The 17,058-nt window shown below is 65.9% G+C and carries 15 protein-coding genes; 14 read left to right on the forward strand and 1 reads right to left on the reverse strand.

Annotation, left to right across the window (positions count from 1 at the left end; all coding sequences use genetic code 11):
• Window positions 1-26: 26 nt before the first annotated feature.
• Window positions 27-1,802, reverse strand: a complete 1,776-nt coding sequence (locus ACUTAG_RS16490) for a M61 family metallopeptidase (protein WP_148317700.1) — start codon at window positions 1,800-1,802, stop codon at window positions 27-29.
• 39 nt (window positions 1,803-1,841) lie between these two features.
• Here ACUTAG_RS16490 and ACUTAG_RS16495 point away from each other — a divergent pair, with 39 nt between their 5' ends.
• The 14 genes from ACUTAG_RS16495 to ACUTAG_RS16560 all read left to right on the forward strand — a co-directional run bounded on the left by ACUTAG_RS16495 (window position 1,842) and on the right by ACUTAG_RS16560 (window position 17,043).
• Window positions 1,842-2,618: an enoyl-CoA hydratase gene (locus ACUTAG_RS16495; RefSeq protein ID WP_006386761.1), complete on the forward strand. Its 777-nt coding sequence runs from the start codon at window positions 1,842-1,844 to the stop codon at window positions 2,616-2,618.
• Window positions 2,619-2,910: 292 nt separating this feature from the next.
• Entirely contained in the window at window positions 2,911-4,461 is a 1,551-nt protein-coding gene (locus tag ACUTAG_RS16500; protein ID WP_026385147.1) for a DUF1254 domain-containing protein, read from the forward strand.
• Between the two features lie 542 nt (window positions 4,462-5,003).
• Window positions 5,004-5,417 (forward strand): ATP synthase subunit I, encoded by a 414-nt coding sequence (locus tag ACUTAG_RS16505; protein ID WP_392388250.1) that lies wholly within the window; start codon window positions 5,004-5,006, stop codon window positions 5,415-5,417.
• An 87-nt stretch (window positions 5,418-5,504) separates the two neighbouring features.
• A complete protein-coding gene (atpB, locus tag ACUTAG_RS16510; protein ID WP_006386764.1) occupies window positions 5,505-6,386 on the forward strand; it encodes a F0F1 ATP synthase subunit A in 882 nt (293 codons plus the stop codon).
• A 118-nt stretch (window positions 6,387-6,504) separates the two neighbouring features.
• On the forward strand, window positions 6,505-6,747 hold the full coding sequence (atpE, locus tag ACUTAG_RS16515) for a F0F1 ATP synthase subunit C (protein ID WP_003815363.1): 243 nt from the start codon (window positions 6,505-6,507) through the stop codon (window positions 6,745-6,747).
• Window positions 6,748-6,889: 142 nt separating this feature from the next.
• A complete protein-coding gene (locus ACUTAG_RS16520) occupies window positions 6,890-7,360 on the forward strand; it encodes a F0F1 ATP synthase subunit B (RefSeq protein WP_006227275.1) in 471 nt (156 codons plus the stop codon).
• 12 nt (window positions 7,361-7,372) lie between these two features.
• Window positions 7,373-7,912 (forward strand): F0F1 ATP synthase subunit delta, encoded by a 540-nt coding sequence (locus tag ACUTAG_RS16525; RefSeq protein WP_006386765.1) that lies wholly within the window; start codon window positions 7,373-7,375, stop codon window positions 7,910-7,912.
• A 31-nt stretch (window positions 7,913-7,943) separates the two neighbouring features.
• Window positions 7,944-9,485, forward strand: coding sequence for a F0F1 ATP synthase subunit alpha (atpA, locus tag ACUTAG_RS16530; RefSeq protein ID WP_006386766.1), 1,542 nt, complete (start codon window positions 7,944-7,946; stop codon window positions 9,483-9,485).
• A 99-nt stretch (window positions 9,486-9,584) separates the two neighbouring features.
• On the forward strand, window positions 9,585-10,490 hold the full coding sequence (gene atpG / locus ACUTAG_RS16535) for a F0F1 ATP synthase subunit gamma (protein ID WP_006386767.1): 906 nt from the start codon (window positions 9,585-9,587) through the stop codon (window positions 10,488-10,490).
• Window positions 10,491-10,533: 43 nt separating this feature from the next.
• Window positions 10,534-11,934 (forward strand): F0F1 ATP synthase subunit beta, encoded by a 1,401-nt coding sequence (atpD, locus tag ACUTAG_RS16540; RefSeq protein ID WP_024067547.1) that lies wholly within the window; start codon window positions 10,534-10,536, stop codon window positions 11,932-11,934.
• Between the two features lie 9 nt (window positions 11,935-11,943).
• Complete coding sequence (locus tag ACUTAG_RS16545; RefSeq protein WP_020925456.1) at window positions 11,944-12,369, forward strand: F0F1 ATP synthase subunit epsilon; 426 nt, start codon at window positions 11,944-11,946, stop codon at window positions 12,367-12,369.
• Window positions 12,370-12,555: 186 nt separating this feature from the next.
• Window positions 12,556-13,332 carry a hypothetical protein gene (locus ACUTAG_RS16550; protein WP_026385149.1) on the forward strand — a complete coding sequence of 259 codons (777 nt, stop codon included), beginning with the start codon at window positions 12,556-12,558 and terminating at the stop codon, window positions 13,330-13,332.
• Between the two features lie 169 nt (window positions 13,333-13,501).
• On the forward strand, window positions 13,502-14,575 hold the full coding sequence (gene hemE, locus ACUTAG_RS16555; protein ID WP_006386771.1) for a uroporphyrinogen decarboxylase: 1,074 nt from the start codon (window positions 13,502-13,504) through the stop codon (window positions 14,573-14,575).
• Window positions 14,576-14,937: 362 nt separating this feature from the next.
• Window positions 14,938-17,043 (forward strand): primosomal protein N', encoded by a 2,106-nt coding sequence (locus ACUTAG_RS16560; protein WP_054439367.1) that lies wholly within the window; start codon window positions 14,938-14,940, stop codon window positions 17,041-17,043.
• Window positions 17,044-17,058 lie beyond the last annotated feature (15 nt).

Raw genomic sequence — 17,058 nt, forward strand, 5'->3', positions numbered from 1 at the left:
AATAAAGAAGGCCCTAAAAAAAATACTCACCCAACCGACAACACACAATCCAACGCCTCAGGCCCACTCAATCGAACCTGAAACACCCGCAATTCATCCCGCCTGAACACATGCACGCTCACGCGATCCCCCGCCCGGTACTGTCCCAGCAGCACCTCCACACCGGAGGCCCCTTCGACCTTCAAGCCATCGATCGCCACCAGCACATCCCCGGCCGACAGCCCGCCCCTGTGCCCGGCGCCGCCTTCCAGCACGGTCGCCAGCACCAGTGAATCCCCCTGCTTGCGCGTGCGCACATCCAGCGAAGGAATATTGACCGAGGCTTTCCATTGCAGCTTGACGCCTTGAGCGGCCAGCAGCTCCGCCAGCGGCACATCCGCCGTCCCATAGGCATGCCGCGCGATGAAGCGCCGCGCATCCACCCCGGTCGCCTCCTTGATCAGCGCCGGCAGGCCATCCTCCGCCAACCCCTGCGCCTTGCCGCGATAGAAATCGCGCCCATACCGCTGCCACAACAGCCGCATCACATCGTCCAGCGAATGCGCGCCCGCCGACTCCTGGCGGATCAGCAGGTCCAGCCCCAGCGCCACCAGCGCGCCCTTGGTGTAATAGCTGACCAGCGCATTGGGCGAATTCTCGTCCTGCTTGTAATAGCGCGTCCACGCGTCGAACGAACTTTCCGCCACCGACTGCTTGTGGCGACCCGGCGTGCGCGCCACGCTGGTGATGGTCTTGGCCAGCAGGCGCAGGTAATCGTTCTGCGTGATCACGTTGGAACGCAGCAGCAGCAGATCGTCGTAGTAGGACGTGAACCCCTCGAACACCCACAACAGCCGCGTCAGGTCCGGCTGCGCCAGGTCGTAGGGAACGAACGCCTGCGGCTTGATGCGCTTGACGTTCCAGGTGTGGAAATACTCGTGGCTGACCAGTCCCAGGAAACCGCGATAGCCTTCGCCCTGGCCCTGCTGGCCCAGCACCGGCAGGTCCTTGCGCGCCGTCATCAGCGCCGTGCTGGCGCGGTGCTCCAGGCCGCCGTAGCCGTCGCCCGTCACCATGGTCATGAAGACATAGCGATCGCTGCTGTCCAGGAACGGCGCGCGCCTGCCGCGCGGTTCGAAGAAGGCGATCTGCGTTTCGCAGATCCTGCGCACGTCGTCGGTGATGCGGGCCAGGTCCAGGTTGGGCGCCACGCCCGTGAACACCAGTTCATGCTCGGCGCCATGCGCCGTGAAGCTCGCCACCTGCGGCGTGCCCATTTCAACGGGATGATCGATCAGCGCGTCGTAGTCCGGCGCCAGGTACAGGCCGAAGCCATGGCGGCGCGCCGCGCCCTTGTGGCCGCGGGCCTCGGGCAGGCTGGTGTAGACCTTCCAGCCATCGATGCCGCGCGGCGGCGCCAGGTCCACCAGGCAGGGCAGGTGGTCCTGCCCATGCACCCGCAGGAACACGCTGGTGCCGTTGAAGAAGCCGTGGGTTTCGTCCAGGTGCGCGCCGCGCACCGACAGGTCCCAGGCATACACCGTGTACTCCACCCGCAACGGGCCGTCGCAAGGCGCGGCCTGCCAGGTGTGATTGTCTATTTTGTCGACAGGCACGCGGCGGCTGCCCGCATGGGCCGTCAGCGACTCGATCTGGCGCGAAAAATCGCGGATCAGGTAGCTGCCCGGAATCCAGGCCGGCAGCGACAGGCGCTGGCCGTCCGGCGAGGGCGCCTGGACGGTTAGGGTTATCCGGTAGCGGTGCCCCGCGGGGTCGTGGGGCGCGAGGCGGTAAAGTATGGGGAAAGCATCGGTTTTTTCCATGCGTATATCTTATTTCATCCCATCCTCTGGAGACAGGTAATGAGCGAGTCGTTTGTGCTGGTCGAAACCCGCGGCCGCGTCGGTCTGCTGACGCTGAACCGCCCCAAGGCGCTCAACGCGCTCAACGATCAACTGATGAACGAACTCGGGGCGGCGCTGCTGGCTTTCGAGGCGGACGCGGACATCGGCGCCGTGGTCATCACCGGCAGTGAAAAGGCCTTTGCCGCGGGCGCCGACATCGGCGCCATGAAAGACTGGTCGTACATGGACGTGTACGGCAGCGAATACATCACCCGCAACTGGGAAACCCTCAAGCGCATCCGCAAGCCCGTGATCGCCGCGGTCGCCGGCTACGCCCTGGGCGGCGGCTGCGAACTGGCCATGATGTGCGACATCATCATCGCCGCCGACACCGCCAAGTTCGGCCAGCCGGAAATCAAGCTGGGCGTCATCCCCGGCGCCGGCGGCACGCAGCGCCTGCCGCGCGCGGTGGGCAAGGCCAAGGCCATGGACCTGGCCCTGACCGCCCGCATGATGGGCGCCGAGGAAGCCGAGCGCGCCGGCCTGGTGTCGCGCGTCGTTGCGGCCGACAAGCTGATGGAAGAAGCCATGGACGCGGCCACCGTGATCGCGTCGATGTCGCTGCCGTCGGTCATGATGGCCAAGGAATGCGTCAACCGCGCCTTCGAGGGTTCGCTCAACGAAGGCCTGCTGTTCGAGCGCCGCGTGTTCCATTCCCTGTTCGCCACCGAGGACCAGAAGGAGGGCATGGCCGCCTTCACCGAAAAACGCAAACCCGACTTCAAACACCGTTAATTCCTGTTACGCCCGTTCCGGCCCCCCGGGCCGGGCATGCCAGGTTCAGGGCATCCGCGTTCGACGCCCTGTTTCCGACACGCGCCCACCCCGGGCGCGTTTTTCATGGCTGCGCGATTCCGCGCGGGCGTTGCGCCTTGAAACTTTTGGACAGCACCTTGTTGCAGGGATCGGCCCTATCCTGAAAAGGCGTCACTCTGAAAACGAGGTGCCGCGCCAGAGAGGCTTGCCCGAACTGGTAAGCCTCATGCGCGGCGGCTCGTCTGCAAACAATAGCAACAAGGAGCCTTGCATGCGTACTTCCCCCTTCAATCGCCGGTGGTCCGCCGCCGCGCTCGCGGGCGCGCTGAGCGTCTGCTTCGTGACCGCTACGCAAGCCCAAGCGCCGCGGTCGACGCTGCGGCTGGTGTCCGAAACGCCGTATCCCGCCGCCGCCGCGCCCGCGCCGCAGATGAGCGCGCAGGAATTGCGCGACACCGCGATCGATGCGTACGTCTACGCCTATCCCATGGTGCTGATGGAACTGGCGCGCCGCAAGGCCACCGCCGTGCAGTCGCCCCTGGATGGCAAGGCGCCGATGAACCAGTTCGGCCACAAGGCCGCGTTCCCCGACCCGCGCGCCGCCGATACGCCGTGGCCCAGCGCCGACGCGCTGTATTCCAGCCTGTGGTTCGACGTGTCGCGCGCGCCGCTGATCGTGCGCTTGCCGGATACCGGCAAGCGCTACACGGTGCTGTCGGCGCTGGACATGTGGAGCGACGTGTTCGCCTCGCGTGGCACGCGCACCAACGGCCCCGGCGCCCAGTCGTTCGCCATCGTCGGCCCGAACTGGCAGGGCGCGCTGCCGCCGGGCATGGACGTGATCCACAGCCCGACCTCGACCGGCTGGCTGATCGGCTGGACCCAGACCAGCGGTCCGCAGGACTACGCCGGGGTCAACCAGATCCAGGCCAACATGACGGCCAGTCCGATGGTGGCGGCGGCGGCGCCCGGCCGTCATCGTGGCGCCGGCAGCGCCTCGCCTTATCCGCAGACCGGCCCGGGCGTCGGCTCGGCCCCGATCGGCAGCGACGTGCCCATGCCGATGCCGGTGAACCTGCCAGAAGGTACGCCGGCCGAGCAGGCCGCCAGCATGGACGCCGCGTCGTTCTTCACCTTGTTCTTCGACGTGCTGCGCAACAACCCGCCGCATGCCAATGACACGCCCATGCTCGATCGCATGCGCCGCATCGGCCTGGATAGCCGCCAGCCGTTTTCGTATGGGCGCCTGAGCCCCACCGTGCAGCAGGCCCTGGCCGACGCGCAGCCGCTGGCCGGCCGCCGCATCGCCGACGGCGTGTCGCGCCTGGCCACGCCGATCAATGGCTGGAACACCGTGCTCACCGGCATCGGCACCTACGGCACCGACTACACGCGCCGCGCCGCCATCGCCTACGCCGGCCTGGGCGCGCCGACGCCGGAAGACGTGCTCTATCCGGTCACGGTGGCCGACAACAAGGGCCGCGCGCTCAACTCGAACGAAGACTACGTGCTGCACTTCGAGAAGGGCCAGCTGCCGCCGGCCAATGCCTTCTGGTCGCTGCATGTCTATAACGACAAGCACGGCTTCCCGGACAACCCCGCCAATCGCTACGCGCTGCGCAGTACCGACGACCTGAAGTACAACGCCGACGGTTCGCTCGACATCTACATCCAGCGCCGCGATCCGGGCGAGCGCAAGCGTTCCAACTGGCTGGCCACGCCGGCCGCCGATGGCCCGTTCCTGCTCAGCATGCGCCTGTACTGGCCGCAGGACGTGGCGCTGGACGGGCTGTGGGCGCCGCCGCCGGTCAAGGAAGACTGACGCGCTGCGCGCGGCCGGGCGGCGTGTGGGCGCCACCGGCCGGGCAGCTCCGCGCGGCTCCTGCGGGAGCCGCTTTTTCTTGTCCCGAGCGCCCGCGCTTTGGCGCGTTGGCCGGCGTCATTCACGTCCCCAATTTCCGTCGCGACGCGCGGTCCGGCCGGGCCTGTTGTCGCCTTACAAACCCCCTAAAGTTCATTTGCTCGGGTAAAAAAAAACACGCTATACTCTGCGGGTTTGACGCTTGCGGGATAAGAACACAGGGCGATGATTTCGCCGGTTCTGACAGGGGCAAGGCTCGTATGAAGGCTGTAGGACGGCTAGTGTGCGCGGCTGGTAATGCATGCGTGGCTGCTAGTGATCGTGGCTACTGAGACGGCTTTTAGTACGACGGCTTTAGGCGGGGAAGTTTGATGCAGCAGAACACAGTGCGGCACGAACCTGCGCGCGGTTGGGGTGGAAAGGCCCGGGACGAGTCCTGTGGAATGAACCAGCCCGTTGCGCAACAGGGCGAGGCACGCCAGGTTCTGGCGGGTCAGGATCCGGTGGACCGGGTGCTGGTTCTCAGTGACGCGGATCGCGCGGCGCTGAATGCTCAGGCGGGCCGCGGTCTCCTGTTGGCACTGGCGGCGCAAGGCGCCATGGGGCTCGCAGCAGCAGTAATAGCGGGGGTTGTCGGAGGGGCGGCGGCAGGTTGGTCGGCGCTGGCGGGGGCAGGAGCGTATTTCATACCCAATGCGTTGTTCGCATTGCGCCTGGCTGTCAGTGTTCGGGCCGGTAAAGCCAGTCCCTTTACCTTTCTCTCTGGTGAGTTGATCAAGCTGTTCGCAACGGCCTTGCTGTTGTGGCTGCTTTCGCGTGTGGCGCAGGGCAGCCTCGTCTGGCCCGCCGCGCTGCTGGGTCTGATACTCACCCTGAAGGGATATCTCCTGCTTTTGATGTTCCGCAAGTTGTCATAGCGCTGCCGGGTAGGTTACGGCAAACGGAATCGTGGAATCGTCCGGCTCGCAAGGGCTCGGGCATATAGCAAATAGGGTAGGATTCAAATGGCTGCTGCCAGCGACGTGTCGCCTCAGTCCGCTTATATTCAGCACCACCTGGTGCACCTGAACAATACGGGCGAAAAACAGACTGCAATTGCTCAGTTTGACATCATCAACTACGACTCGTTGTTCTGGTCCGGCCTGACGGGCCTGATCGTCATCTTCTTCCTGTGGCGCGCCGCCCGCCGCGCGACCGCCGGCGTTCCGGGCCGCTTCCAGGCCTTCGTGGAAATGATCGTCGACATGGTCGACGACCAGGCCAAGGGCATCGTCCACAATGCCAAGAGCCGCCTCTTCATCGCTCCGCTCGCCCTCACCGTGTTCCTCTGGATCATCCTGATGAACGCGCTGGACCTGCTGCCCGTCGACCTGATGCCGTCGATCTGGCGCCTGACCGGCCTGGGCGCGCACCACGGCGACCCCCTCTACTACCACCGCGTGCTGCCGACGGCCGACCTGAACGTGCCGATGGGCATGTCGCTGGGCGTGCTGCTGCTGATGTTCTACTACGGCATCAAGATCAAGCACCCGGGCGGCTTCGTCAAGGAACTGTTCACCGCGCCGTTCCATGCGCATGGCCTGGGCGCGCTCGTCCTGGCTCCGTTCAACCTGCTGCTGAACCTGATCGAATACGCCGCCAAGTCCGTGTCGCTGGGCATGCGGTTGTTCGGCAACATGTTCGCCGGCGAATTGATTTTCATGCTGATCGCCCTGCTGGGCGGTGCCTGGACCGGTTTCAACGGCGCCAGCATCGGCTTGGGAATCGGCCACGTGCTGGCCGGCTCGATCTGGGCCATCTTCCACATCCTGATCGTGTTGCTCCAGGCCTTCATCTTCATGATGCTGACCCTGGTGTACCTCGGCCAGGCGCACGAAGGCCACTGATCCCCCGAATTTCCGGCGCCGGCCACCCGGCCGGCGCTGGATAGCAAGATCATCTTGCATTGAGCAGTACCCCAATCTTTTTATTTTTTGACTTCAGATTTCTAACCAAGGAGTTGTCATGACCAACGTCGCTTTCGTTGCTCTCGCTTGCGGTCTTATCATCGGTCTGGGCGCTATCGGCGCTTGCATCGGCATCGCACTGATGGGCGGCAAATACCTGGAAGCTTCGGCTCGTCAGCCTGAACTGATGAACGCTCTGCAAACCAAGATGTTCCTGCTGGCTGGCCTGATCGACGCGGCATTCCTGATCGGCGTGGGTATCGCCATGCTGTTCGCCTTCGCCAACCCGTTCGTCGGCTAAGGCACGCCCGCCGGCGAAAAGGCGGGTCATGACGCTGGCGGCGATGCGGGCTTGAGCCCCGTCGCCGGCCGGCAAAGTATCGAGTGCTCCGCGTTGCCCGTCCCGGGCGCCGTCGGAGCCGCAAGGTGTTAAAGGAACGACCGTGAATCTGAACGCGACGATCATTTTCCAGATGCTCGTGTTCTTCGTTCTGGGCTGGTTCACGATGAAATTCGTGTGGCCTCCTCTGACGAAGGCGATGGACGAGCGCCGCCAAAAAATCGCCGACGGCCTTGCCGCCGCGGAGAAGGGCAAGGCCGATCTGGCCCAGGCCCAGGCGCGTGTCAGTCTGATCGAGGCTTCTGCCAAGTCCGAAAACCACGCCCGCATCATCGAGGCCGAGAAGCAAGCCGCCTCCCTGATCGAGCAGGCCCGCCGTGAAGCGGAAGCCGAGCGTGCCCGCATCGTGGCGCAAGCTGCACAGGATGCCGCGCAGGAAGTCCAGCGCGCCCGTGATTCGCTGCGCGACGACGTCGCCGCGCTGGCCGTCAAGGGTGCTGAGCAGATCCTCAAGCGCGAGGTTGACGCCCGCGCCCACGCCGAGCTGCTGAACCAGCTTCGCGCGCAGCTTTAATCCGGGACCGTCATGGCTGAACTTTCCACTGTTGCCAGGCCGTACGCCGAAGCCCTGTTCGCCGCCGCGCGCGACGACAAGGCGGGCCTGCAGGCTTGGGCCGACCTGGTCAGCGAGCTGTCGCAGGTCGCCTCCAACCCCGACGTGCGCGAGGCCATGGCCGATCCGCGTCTGGGTGACAAGCAGCGCGTCGAGCTGTTCACCGGCCTGGTGAAGGCCGAACTGCCCCAGGCCGCCCGCAATTTCATCGAGCTGCTGGTCGAAAACGACCGGTTGCTGCTGCTGCCCGAGATCGCCACGCAATTCGTGGTGCTGCGGAACCGTCACGACGGCACGGCGCAGGCGGAAATCACCAGCGCGTTCGAGCTGAGCGACGCCCAGGTCCAAGAACTGGTCGCCGCCCTCGAGAAGAAATTCGGCCTGAAGCTCAAGCCCGTCGTCACCGTCGACCAGTCGTTGATCGGCGGCGTGCGCGTGGCCGTCGGGGACCAGGTGCTCGATACTTCCGTACAAGCCCAATTGGCCCGCATGCGCGATACGCTCGCCGCTTAAAGGCAGCACTAACAGGATTCCAGGAGTCAATATGCAACTCAATCCCTCCGAGATCAGCGAACTGCTCAAGAGCCGCATCGAGGGCCTGGGCGCTTCGGCTGATGTCCGTACTCAGGGCACCGTCGTGTCCGTGACCGACGGTATTACCCGCATCCACGGCCTGTCCGACGTGATGCAGGGCGAAATGCTCGAATTCCCCAACAACGTCTTCGGTCTGGCGCTCAACCTCGAGCGTGATTCCGTCGGCGCCGTTATTCTCGGTGACTACACCGGCGTGTCCGAAGGCGACGCGGTCAAGACGACCGGCCGCATTCTGGAAGTGCCGGTCGGCCCCGAGCTGAAAGGCCGCGTGGTCAACACGCTGGGCGAGCCGATCGACGGCAAGGGCCCCGTGAACGCCAAGGCCACCGACATCATCGAAAAAGTGGCCCCCGGCGTTATCGCCCGCCGCTCGGTGTCGCAGCCGCTGCAAACCGGCATCAAGGCTATCGACTCGATGGTTCCCATCGGCCGCGGCCAGCGCGAACTGATCATTGGCGACCGCCAGACCGGCAAGACCGCCGTGGCCGTCGACACCATCATCAGCCAGAAGGGCAAGGGCGTCACCTGCGTGTACGTCGCCATCGGCCAGAAGGCTTCGACGATCAACAACGTGGTGCGCAAGCTGGAAGAGCACGGCGCGATGGAATACACCATCGTCGTGGCCGCCTCGGCTTCGGACTCCGCCGCCATGCAGTACCTGGCCGCCTACGCCGGCTGCACGATGGGCGAATACTTCCGCGATCGTGGCGAAGACGCCCTGATCGTCTATGACGACCTGACCAAGCAAGCCTGGGCCTACCGCCAGGTCTCGCTGCTGCTGCGCCGTCCGCCGGGCCGCGAAGCCTACCCGGGCGACGTGTTCTACCTGCACTCGCGCCTGCTGGAACGTGCCGCCCGCGTGAACGAAGACTACGTCGAGAAGTTCACCGATGGCGCCGTCAAGGGCAAGACCGGCTCGCTGACCGCGCTGCCGATCATCGAAACCCAGGCGGGCGACGTGTCGGCCTTCGTTCCGACCAACGTGATCTCGATCACCGACGGTCAGATCTTCCTGGAAACCGACCTGTTCAACGCTGGTGTGCGTCCCGCCATCAACGCCGGTATCTCGGTGTCGCGCGTGGGCGGCGCCGCCCAGACCAAGGTCGTCAAGAAGCTGTCCGGCGGTATCCGTACCGACCTGGCGCAGTACCGTGAACTGGCCGCCTTCGCGCAGTTCGCCTCGGACCTGGACGACGCCACCCGTCGCCAGCTCGAGCGCGGCAAGCGCGTGGTCGAACTGCTCAAGCAGCCGCAATACCAGCCGCTGCAGGTGTGGGAACTGGCCGTCACGCTGTACACGGTCAACAACGGCTACCTGGATGATGTGGACGTGGCCCAGGTGCTGTCGTTCGAAAAGGCGCTCAAGGACCAGCTCAAGGCCAAGCACGCCGCCCTGATCCAGCGCGTCGAAGACACCAAGGAACTGTCCAAGGACGACGAAGGCGAACTCGCCGCCGCCATCCAGGAATTCAAGAAGCACGGTGCTTTTTAAGAAAGTGATGGGTTAGGCGTCAGCTGCGCCTCACCCATCCTTATCGGATGGTTGAGGCGCAAGCGCCAACCCATCGGCCAGTCTTCACAGGAAAGCGCAATGCCCGGAATTAAGGAAATCCGAACCAAGATCAAGAGCGTGCAAAACACGCGCAAGATCACCAAGGCGATGGAAATGGTCGCCGCATCCAAGATGCGCAAGGCGCAGGAGCGGATGCGCGCGGGCCGTCCGTACGCCACCAAGGTGCGCGAGATCGCCGCGCACCTGATGCAGGCCAACCCCGAGTACAGCCACCCGTACCTGGTCGAGCGCGAAGTCAAGGCGGTCGGCGTGGTCATGGTGACGACGGACAAGGGTCTGTGCGGCGGCTTGAACACCAACATCACCCGCGTGGTGCTGTCGAAGCTGAAAGAGTTCGAGAAAAACGGCATCGCCGTTCAAGCGACCGCTTTCGGTAACAAGGGCGTGGGCGTGCTGTCCCGTATCGGCGCCAAGCTGGTTTCCCAGGAAGTGCAACTGGGCGACAAGCCGCAACTGGATCGCCTGCTGGGCGCGATCAAGGTGCAGCTGGACGCCTACCTGGAAGGCCGCATCGACGCGCTGTACGTGGCTTCGACCCGCTTCGTCAACACGATGAAGCAGGAGCCGCTGTTCCTGCGTCTGCTGCCCCTGGCCAGCGGTTTGGAAGATCCGTACCAGACGGGCGCCGAAAGCCTGGCCAAGACTTCGGAAGTGAAATCGGATTACAGCTGGGATTACATCTACGAACCCGACGCTCGTAGCGTGATCGACGACCTGCTGCAGCGTTACGTGGAAGGCCTGCTGTACCAAGCCGTGGCCGAGAACATGGCTTCGGAGCAGTCGGCCCGGATGGTCGCCATGAAGGCGGCGTCGGACAACGCCAAGAAGGTCATCGGCGATCTGCAGCTGGTCTACAACAAGACCCGCCAGGCCGCGATCACCAAGGAAATTTCGGAAATCGTAGGGGGCGCTGCCGCCGTCTGAGGCAGGCAGCATCCCGTCAAAAGCTATCAAGCAAGGAATCGACATGAGCAACGGAACCATCGTTCAGTGCATCGGCGCCGTGGTGGATATTCAGTTCCCCCGCGATCAAATGCCCAAGATCTACGAAGCGCTTACTCTGGTCGACGAGGGTTCCTCGTTCGCCGAAAAGGGTCTGACGCTGGAAGTGCAGCAACAGCTGGGTGACGGCGTGGTGCGTACCATCGCCCTGGGCTCCAGCGACGGCCTGCGCCGCGGCATGAAGGTCGCCGGCACCGGCGCCCCGATCTCGGTGCCGGTCGGCACCGGCACGCTCGGCCGCATCATGGACGTGCTGGGCCGCCCGATCGACGAAGCTGGCGAAATCCAGCACGACGAAAAGCGTGGCATCCACCAGCCGGCTCCCCGTTTCGACGAGCTCTCGCCGTCGGTGGAACTGCTGGAAACCGGCATCAAGGTTATCGACCTGGTGTGCCCGTTCGCCAAGGGCGGCAAGGTCGGCCTGTTCGGCGGCGCCGGCGTGGGCAAGACCGTCAACATGATGGAACTGATCAACAACATCGCCAAGCAGCACAGCGGCTTGTCGGTGTTCGCCGGCGTGGGTGAGCGTACCCGTGAAGGCAACGACTTCTACCACGAAATGGAAGAGTCGAACGTTCTGGACAAGGTCGCCATGGTGTTCGGTCAGATGAACGAACCCCCGGGCAACCGTCTGCGCGTGGCGCTGACCGGCCTGACCATGGCCGAGAAGTTCCGCGACGAAGGCCGCGACATCCTGTTCTTCGTGGACAACATCTACCGCTACACCCTGGCCGGTACCGAAGTGTCGGCACTGCTGGGCCGTATGCCGTCGGCGGTGGGCTACCAGCCCACGCTGGCCGAGGAAATGGGCAAGCTGCAAGAGCGCATCACGTCCACCAAGACCGGCTCGATCACCTCGATCCAGGCCGTGTACGTGCCCGCTGACGACTTGACCGACCCGTCGCCCGCCACCACCTTCCAGCACTTGGACTCGACCGTCGTGCTGTCGCGTGACATCGCCGCCCTGGGTATCTACCCGGCCGTGGACCCGCTGGATTCGTCCAGCCGCCAGCTCGACCCGCAAGTCGTCGGCGAAGAGCACTACGCCGTGGCCCGTGGCGTGCAGCAGACGCTGCAGCGCTACAAGGAACTGCGCGACATCATCGCGATTCTGGGCATGGACGAACTGTCGCCGGAAGACAAGCAGGCCGTGGCCCGCGCCCGCAAGATCCAGCGTTTCCTGTCGCAGCCGTTCCACGTGGCCGAAGTGTTCACCGGTTCGCCCGGCAAGTACGTGCCGCTGGCCGAAACCATCCGTGGTTTCAAGATGATCGTGAACGGCGAGTGCGATGCGCTGCCGGAACAGGCCTTCTACATGGTCGGCTCGATCGACGAGGCCTTCGAGAAGGCCAAGAAACTGCAATAAGGAACCGATATGGCTACCCTGCATGTGGATGTCGTCAGCGCAGAGGAAGCGATCTTCTCCGGTGAGGCGAAGTTCGTGGTGCTGCCTGGCGAGGCGGGTGAGCTGGGCATCCTGCCCGGCCACACCCCGCTGATCTCGCGCGTACGCCCCGGGACGGTCAAGATCGTCCGTGCCGACCAAGGCGAGGAGAACATCTTCGTCGCCGGGGGCATTCTGGAAGTGCAGCCGGGCAGCGTGACGGTCCTGGCCGACACGGCCATCCGCGCCGCCGACCTGGACGAGGCCCGTGCCCTGGAAGCGCGCAAGCGCGCCGAAGAGGCCCTGGCCAATGCCAAGGACAAGGCCGACATCGCGGTTGTCGAAGCCGAGCTGGCCATGCTGGCGGCGCAAGCCGTCGCGGCGCGCAAGCTGCGCCAAGGCGGCCGCTCGCACTGAGCGCACGACCTGCCGGGGTTCGCCCCGGATCCGGAAAAAGCGGCCATGGGCCGCTTTTTTCATTTGCGCGGCCCCTGCTGCGCGATCCCTCGGTCAACCGCAGGCCGGCTTGCGTTCGCTACGAATGGCGGCCCGGCTGGCGCGCCGGTAGCCTTCAGGCATTGCAATTCGAAGCTGGAGGGTGGCGTGCGAGAAACCATGGATTGCGGAGTGCTGCTGGCGCCCGGCCACGAAACCGCCATGGGCGACTGGGTCGCGCGCGACCAGCCGCGGCTGGCGCGGGTGCGTTTGCATCTGGTGCACCTGCGGCTGCCGGGCAGCGGTCCGGGCGGTCCGGATACGCACGCGCTGGCGGGGCTGGCGGTGGGGTTGCGCCGCTACGATCACTGCGTCCTGCCGGTCGCGCCGGCTTCGCTGGCGTGGACCCGCATGTCCTTGCAGCAGGCCCGCGGCACGCTTGCCACGCCCATCCTGCTGCTGGTGCACGACATGACCGCGCCCGCCATCGAAGACCTGCTGCGCCTGGGCGCCGCCGATTTCATCGCGTCGCCGTACTGCCTGGAAAGCCTGCGCGTGCGGCTCGGCCGGCTGGCGCGGCGCGCGCCCTTGCCGGGCGGCCTGGTGGAAGAACCCGGCGTGATATACGCCGCCGCCGCGCCACGCGCCGTTGGCGCGGCCGACGTCCGGCCGCGGGTGCCTCGGCAGGTGTTGCAACAGGGGCTGGCGGGGATGCGCTACCAGCCGGGCCGCGAAGCCCAGGAACCCTTCCGGCAGGCCAAGGCGCGCGTGGTCGATGGTTTCGAATCCGACTATATCCGCCTGGCGCTGTCCCGCCACCAGGGCAACGTGGCGCGCGCCGCGCGCGCCTCCAGCAAGCATCGGCGGGCTTTCTGGGCGCTGATGCGCAAGCATGGCATCGATGCCGGACCCTACCGCAGGCAGGCCGAGCAGGCGCGAGACTAGCGCCGGCGGCCTTGCCCGGCAGCGGTTGCGCGGCGGTTGCGGCGCCGCGTGTCGCCAACCCGTGACGAAAGCGCGGCGGCTTGCGTCACGGCAAGCCCGGATCGCGTGCGCGCCGCACCCTGTCAGCTTGGGGCAGTAAAATCACGGCTTCCGATCATCGAGGATAGTCGTGTCCGCTTCCGTCTTGAAGAACGATGTGTTCTTGCGCGCGCTGCTGCGCGAGCCCGTGCCCTACACCCCGATCTGGCTGATGCGCCAGGCGGGCCGCTACCTGCCCGAATACCGCGAGACGCGGGCCCGGGCCGGTTCCTTCATGGGCCTGGCTCAGAATCCGGACTACGCCTCGGAAGTCACGCTGCAGCCGCTGGAGCGTTTCGACCTGGACGCGGCCATCCTGTTTTCCGACATCCTGACCGTGCCGCACGCCATGGGCCTGGGCCTGGACTTCGCCGAAGGCGAGGGGCCGCGCTTTGCCCGTCCGGTGCGTACCGAGGACGACGTGGCGCGCCTGGCGGTGCCCGACATGGACAAGCTGCGCTATGTGTTCGATGCCGTCGGCACCATCCGCCGCGACCTGGACGGCAAGGTGCCGCTGATCGGCTTTGCCGGCAGTCCCTGGACCATCGCCTGCTACATGGTCGAAGGGCAGGGCAGCGACGATTACCGGCTGATCAAGACCATGCTGTATTCGCGTCCGGACCTGCTGCACCGCATCCTGGAAATCAACGCCGAAGCCACGCTGCAATACCTGAACGCCCAGATCGCGGCGGGCGCGCAGGCCGTCATGCTGTTCGACAGCTGGGGCGGTGTGCTGGCCGACGGTCTGTTCCAGCAGTTTTCGCTGGCCTACACCCGCAAGGTGGTGGCCGGCCTGACGCGCGAACACGAAGGCCGCCGCGTGCCGGCCATTGTCTTCACCAAGGGCGGCGGCCAGTGGCTGGAAGACATCGCCGCCTGCGGCTGCGACGCCGTGGGCCTGGACTGGACCGTCGACCTGGCGGCGGCGCGGCGCCGCACCGGCGACTGCGTCGCGTTCCAGGGCAACCTCGACCCGATGGCCCTGTTCGGCGGCGCCGACGCCATCCGCGCCGAGGCTCGCCGCGTGCTGGACGCTTTCGGGCCGGTGGGCAAAGGTGGGCATGTGTTCAACCTGGGGCATGGCATTTCGCGCTTCACTCCCCCAGACGCGGTAGCGGAATTGGTGGATGAAGTCCACCGTCACAGCCGTTCGCTCAGAGGGTAAGTGAGTGAACGCTTCGGCCCGCAGGGCCGGGCATCGAGGCCTCCCGAGCGCAGTTGTGCACAGCAAGATTGCGCTCGGGGAAAACCCTTTATAAGCTATTTTACAATCTTGGAAGTTTGTACAAGTCGTTGTTTTTAATGGAATAAAATAAGTTTTCAACAGGATTGCAAGACTTGATGCAATCTTGCCTTATTCCAATATTTAACGTTGCCCCGGCCTTTTCCCCAAAGTTATCCACAGGCTTCCCCTGGCGTTCTGGAAGGGGTTGAGGCGACAATCCCCTCTGGCCGGCCCGGCCCATTTTCCCGACACCGTTTTCCCGACTTGCGGGCCCGCACCGTCCATGTTCCGTTTTCTCCTCCATGTCTGAAGTCTTCGCGCTGGTCGAATCCACGCCGGCCGCGCCCGCGGCGGTCTGCTGGGTGCGCGTCGCGCTGGACGTGCCCTTGCCCGGCCCATTCGATTACCGCCACCACGAGCCGATCGCCGCCGGCCTGCGGGTGATCGTGCCGTTCGGCCGCCGCAAGCTGATCGGCGTGGTGGTGGACAACCCGGCCGAGCCGTCCTACGAGCCCAGGCAGATCAAGCCGATCGAGGAAGTGCTGCGCGACCTGCCGCCCTTTGACGAAGGCTGGCTGCGCCTGGCGCGCTTTGCCGCCGAGTACTACCAGCGGCCGCTGGGCGAGGTGATGCTGCCGACGCTGCCGCCGCCGCTGCGCAAGCCGACCGCCTACCAGGGCAAGCGCTCGGCCGGCGGCCCGGTGGCGCGGCTGGACGGACGCAAGCGCAAGGCGGTCCGCGCCCCGGCCACGGCCGACCAGCCGCCCGAACTGAACGATGCGCAGCGCCAAGCGGTGGACACCATCGCGGGGCTCGCCAGGTTCAAGCCCGTGCTGTTGTATGGCGTGACTGGCAGCGGCAAGACCGAGGTCTACCTGCGCGCCGCCGAAAAAGTGCTGGCCACGGGCCGCCAGGTGCTGCTGCTGGTGCCGGAAATCAACCTGACGCCGCAGCTGGAAGGCGCGTTGCGCGCCCGGCTGGAAGGCCTGCTGGGACCGGACGGCCTGGCGGTGCTGCACAGCGGCCTGTCCGATGGCGAACGGCTGCAGGCCTGGGCGCGCGCGCAGCGTGGCCAGGCGCGCATGCTGCTGGGCACGCGCATGGCGATCTTCGCGCCCATGAGCGAGCTGGGCCTGATCGTGGTCGACGAAGAGCACGACGCCTCGTACAAGCAGCAGGACGGCCTGCGCTATTCCGCGCGCGACCTGGCGGTGTGGCGCGCCCATGATCTCGACATTCCGGTGGTGCTGGGCTCGGCCACGCCGTCGCTGGAAACCTGGCAGCATGCCGAGCGCGGCCGCTACCTGCGGCTGGCGCTGCCGGCGCGCGCCCGCGCCAGTTCGCTGCCGGCCATGAAGCTGGTCGACACCCGCCGCCTGCAGATGAAGCACGGCATGTCGCCGCAGTTGCTGGAGGCCCTGGGCGAACGGCTGGCGCGCAAGGAACAGTCGCTGATCTTCCTGAACCGCCGCGGTTACGCGCCGGTGCTGCATTGCCAGTCCTGCGGCTGGGTCAGCAATTGCCCGCGCTGCACCGCCTTCACGGTGCTGCACCGCGCCGCCGGCCGCGGCCACCGCCTGCAATGCCACCACTGCGGCTACCAGGCGCCGGTGCCGCATGCCTGCCCCGAATGCGGCGACCAGGACCTGGCGCCGATGGGGCGCGGCACGCAGCGGGTCGAGGAACACTTGGCCGAACTGTTCCCCGCGGCGCGCATCCTGCGCATCGACGCCGACAGCACCCGCAAGAAGGGCAGCGCCGAGGCGTTGTTCGCATCGGTGCATGCGGGCGAGGTCGACATCCTGGTCGGCACGCAGATGGTGTCCAAGGGCCACGACTTCGCGCGGCTCGGGCTGGTCGGCGTGCTCAACCCCGATTCGGCATTGTTCGCGCACGACTTCCGCGCGCCCGAACGCCTGTTCGCCCAGTTGATGCAGGTGGCGGGCCGCGCCGGCCGCCACCAGGGCAACGGCCAGGTCATCATCCAGACCGGTTATCCCGAGCAGCCGGTGTACCAGGCGCTGCTGCGCCACGACTACGCGGGCTTTGCGCGCCATGCGCTGCAAGAGCGCGAAAGCACCGGCCTGCCGCCGTTCGCCTACCAGGCCCTGCTCACGGCCGAGGCGCGCGAGCTGGCGGTGGCGCAGGCTTTCCTGCAACAGGCGCGCGCCCTGCCCGAAGGCGAGTGGGCCGCCGATTTCCCGGGGCTGGACGCGATCATGCTGTACGACCCGGTGCCGTTGCGCGTGGTGCGGGTGGCCAATATCGAACGCGCCCAGCTGCTGGTGGAAAGCGCCAGCCGCCCGGCGTTGCAGGCCTTCCTGGCGTCGTGGTCGCACCACCTGCCGTACCTGGCCAACGAGGCCCGGGTGCGCTGGCAGCTGGAGGTCGACCCGCTGGAAATCTGACCCGCGCGTCGCGCC

It is taken from the genome of Achromobacter sp. CSND-B12 (assembly GCF_052906545.1).

What these genes read in the sequence shown, in the direction of transcription:
- atpG (WP_006386767.1), top strand. Translation starts at nt 9,585, where the DNA reads ATGCCCGGAATTAAGGAAATCCGAACCAAGATCAAGAGCGTGCAAAAC.
- atpD (WP_024067547.1), top strand. Translation starts at nt 10,534, where the DNA reads ATGAGCAACGGAACCATCGTTCAGTGCATCGGCGCCGTGGTGGATATT.
- ACUTAG_RS16560 (WP_054439367.1), top strand. Translation starts at nt 14,938, where the DNA reads ATGTCTGAAGTCTTCGCGCTGGTCGAATCCACGCCGGCCGCGCCCGCG.
- ACUTAG_RS16495 (WP_006386761.1), top strand. Translation starts at nt 1,842, where the DNA reads ATGAGCGAGTCGTTTGTGCTGGTCGAAACCCGCGGCCGCGTCGGTCTG.
- ACUTAG_RS16500 (WP_026385147.1), top strand. Translation starts at nt 2,911, where the DNA reads ATGCGTACTTCCCCCTTCAATCGCCGGTGGTCCGCCGCCGCGCTCGCG.
- ACUTAG_RS16490 (WP_148317700.1), bottom strand. Translation starts at nt 1,802, where the DNA reads ATGGAAAAAACCGATGCTTTCCCCATACTTTACCGCCTCGCGCCCCAC.
- atpA (WP_006386766.1), top strand. Translation starts at nt 7,944, where the DNA reads ATGCAACTCAATCCCTCCGAGATCAGCGAACTGCTCAAGAGCCGCATC.
- ACUTAG_RS16525 (WP_006386765.1), top strand. Translation starts at nt 7,373, where the DNA reads ATGGCTGAACTTTCCACTGTTGCCAGGCCGTACGCCGAAGCCCTGTTC.
- ACUTAG_RS16545 (WP_020925456.1), top strand. Translation starts at nt 11,944, where the DNA reads ATGGCTACCCTGCATGTGGATGTCGTCAGCGCAGAGGAAGCGATCTTC.
- atpE (WP_003815363.1), top strand. Translation starts at nt 6,505, where the DNA reads ATGACCAACGTCGCTTTCGTTGCTCTCGCTTGCGGTCTTATCATCGGT.
- atpB (WP_006386764.1), top strand. Translation starts at nt 5,505, where the DNA reads ATGGCTGCTGCCAGCGACGTGTCGCCTCAGTCCGCTTATATTCAGCAC.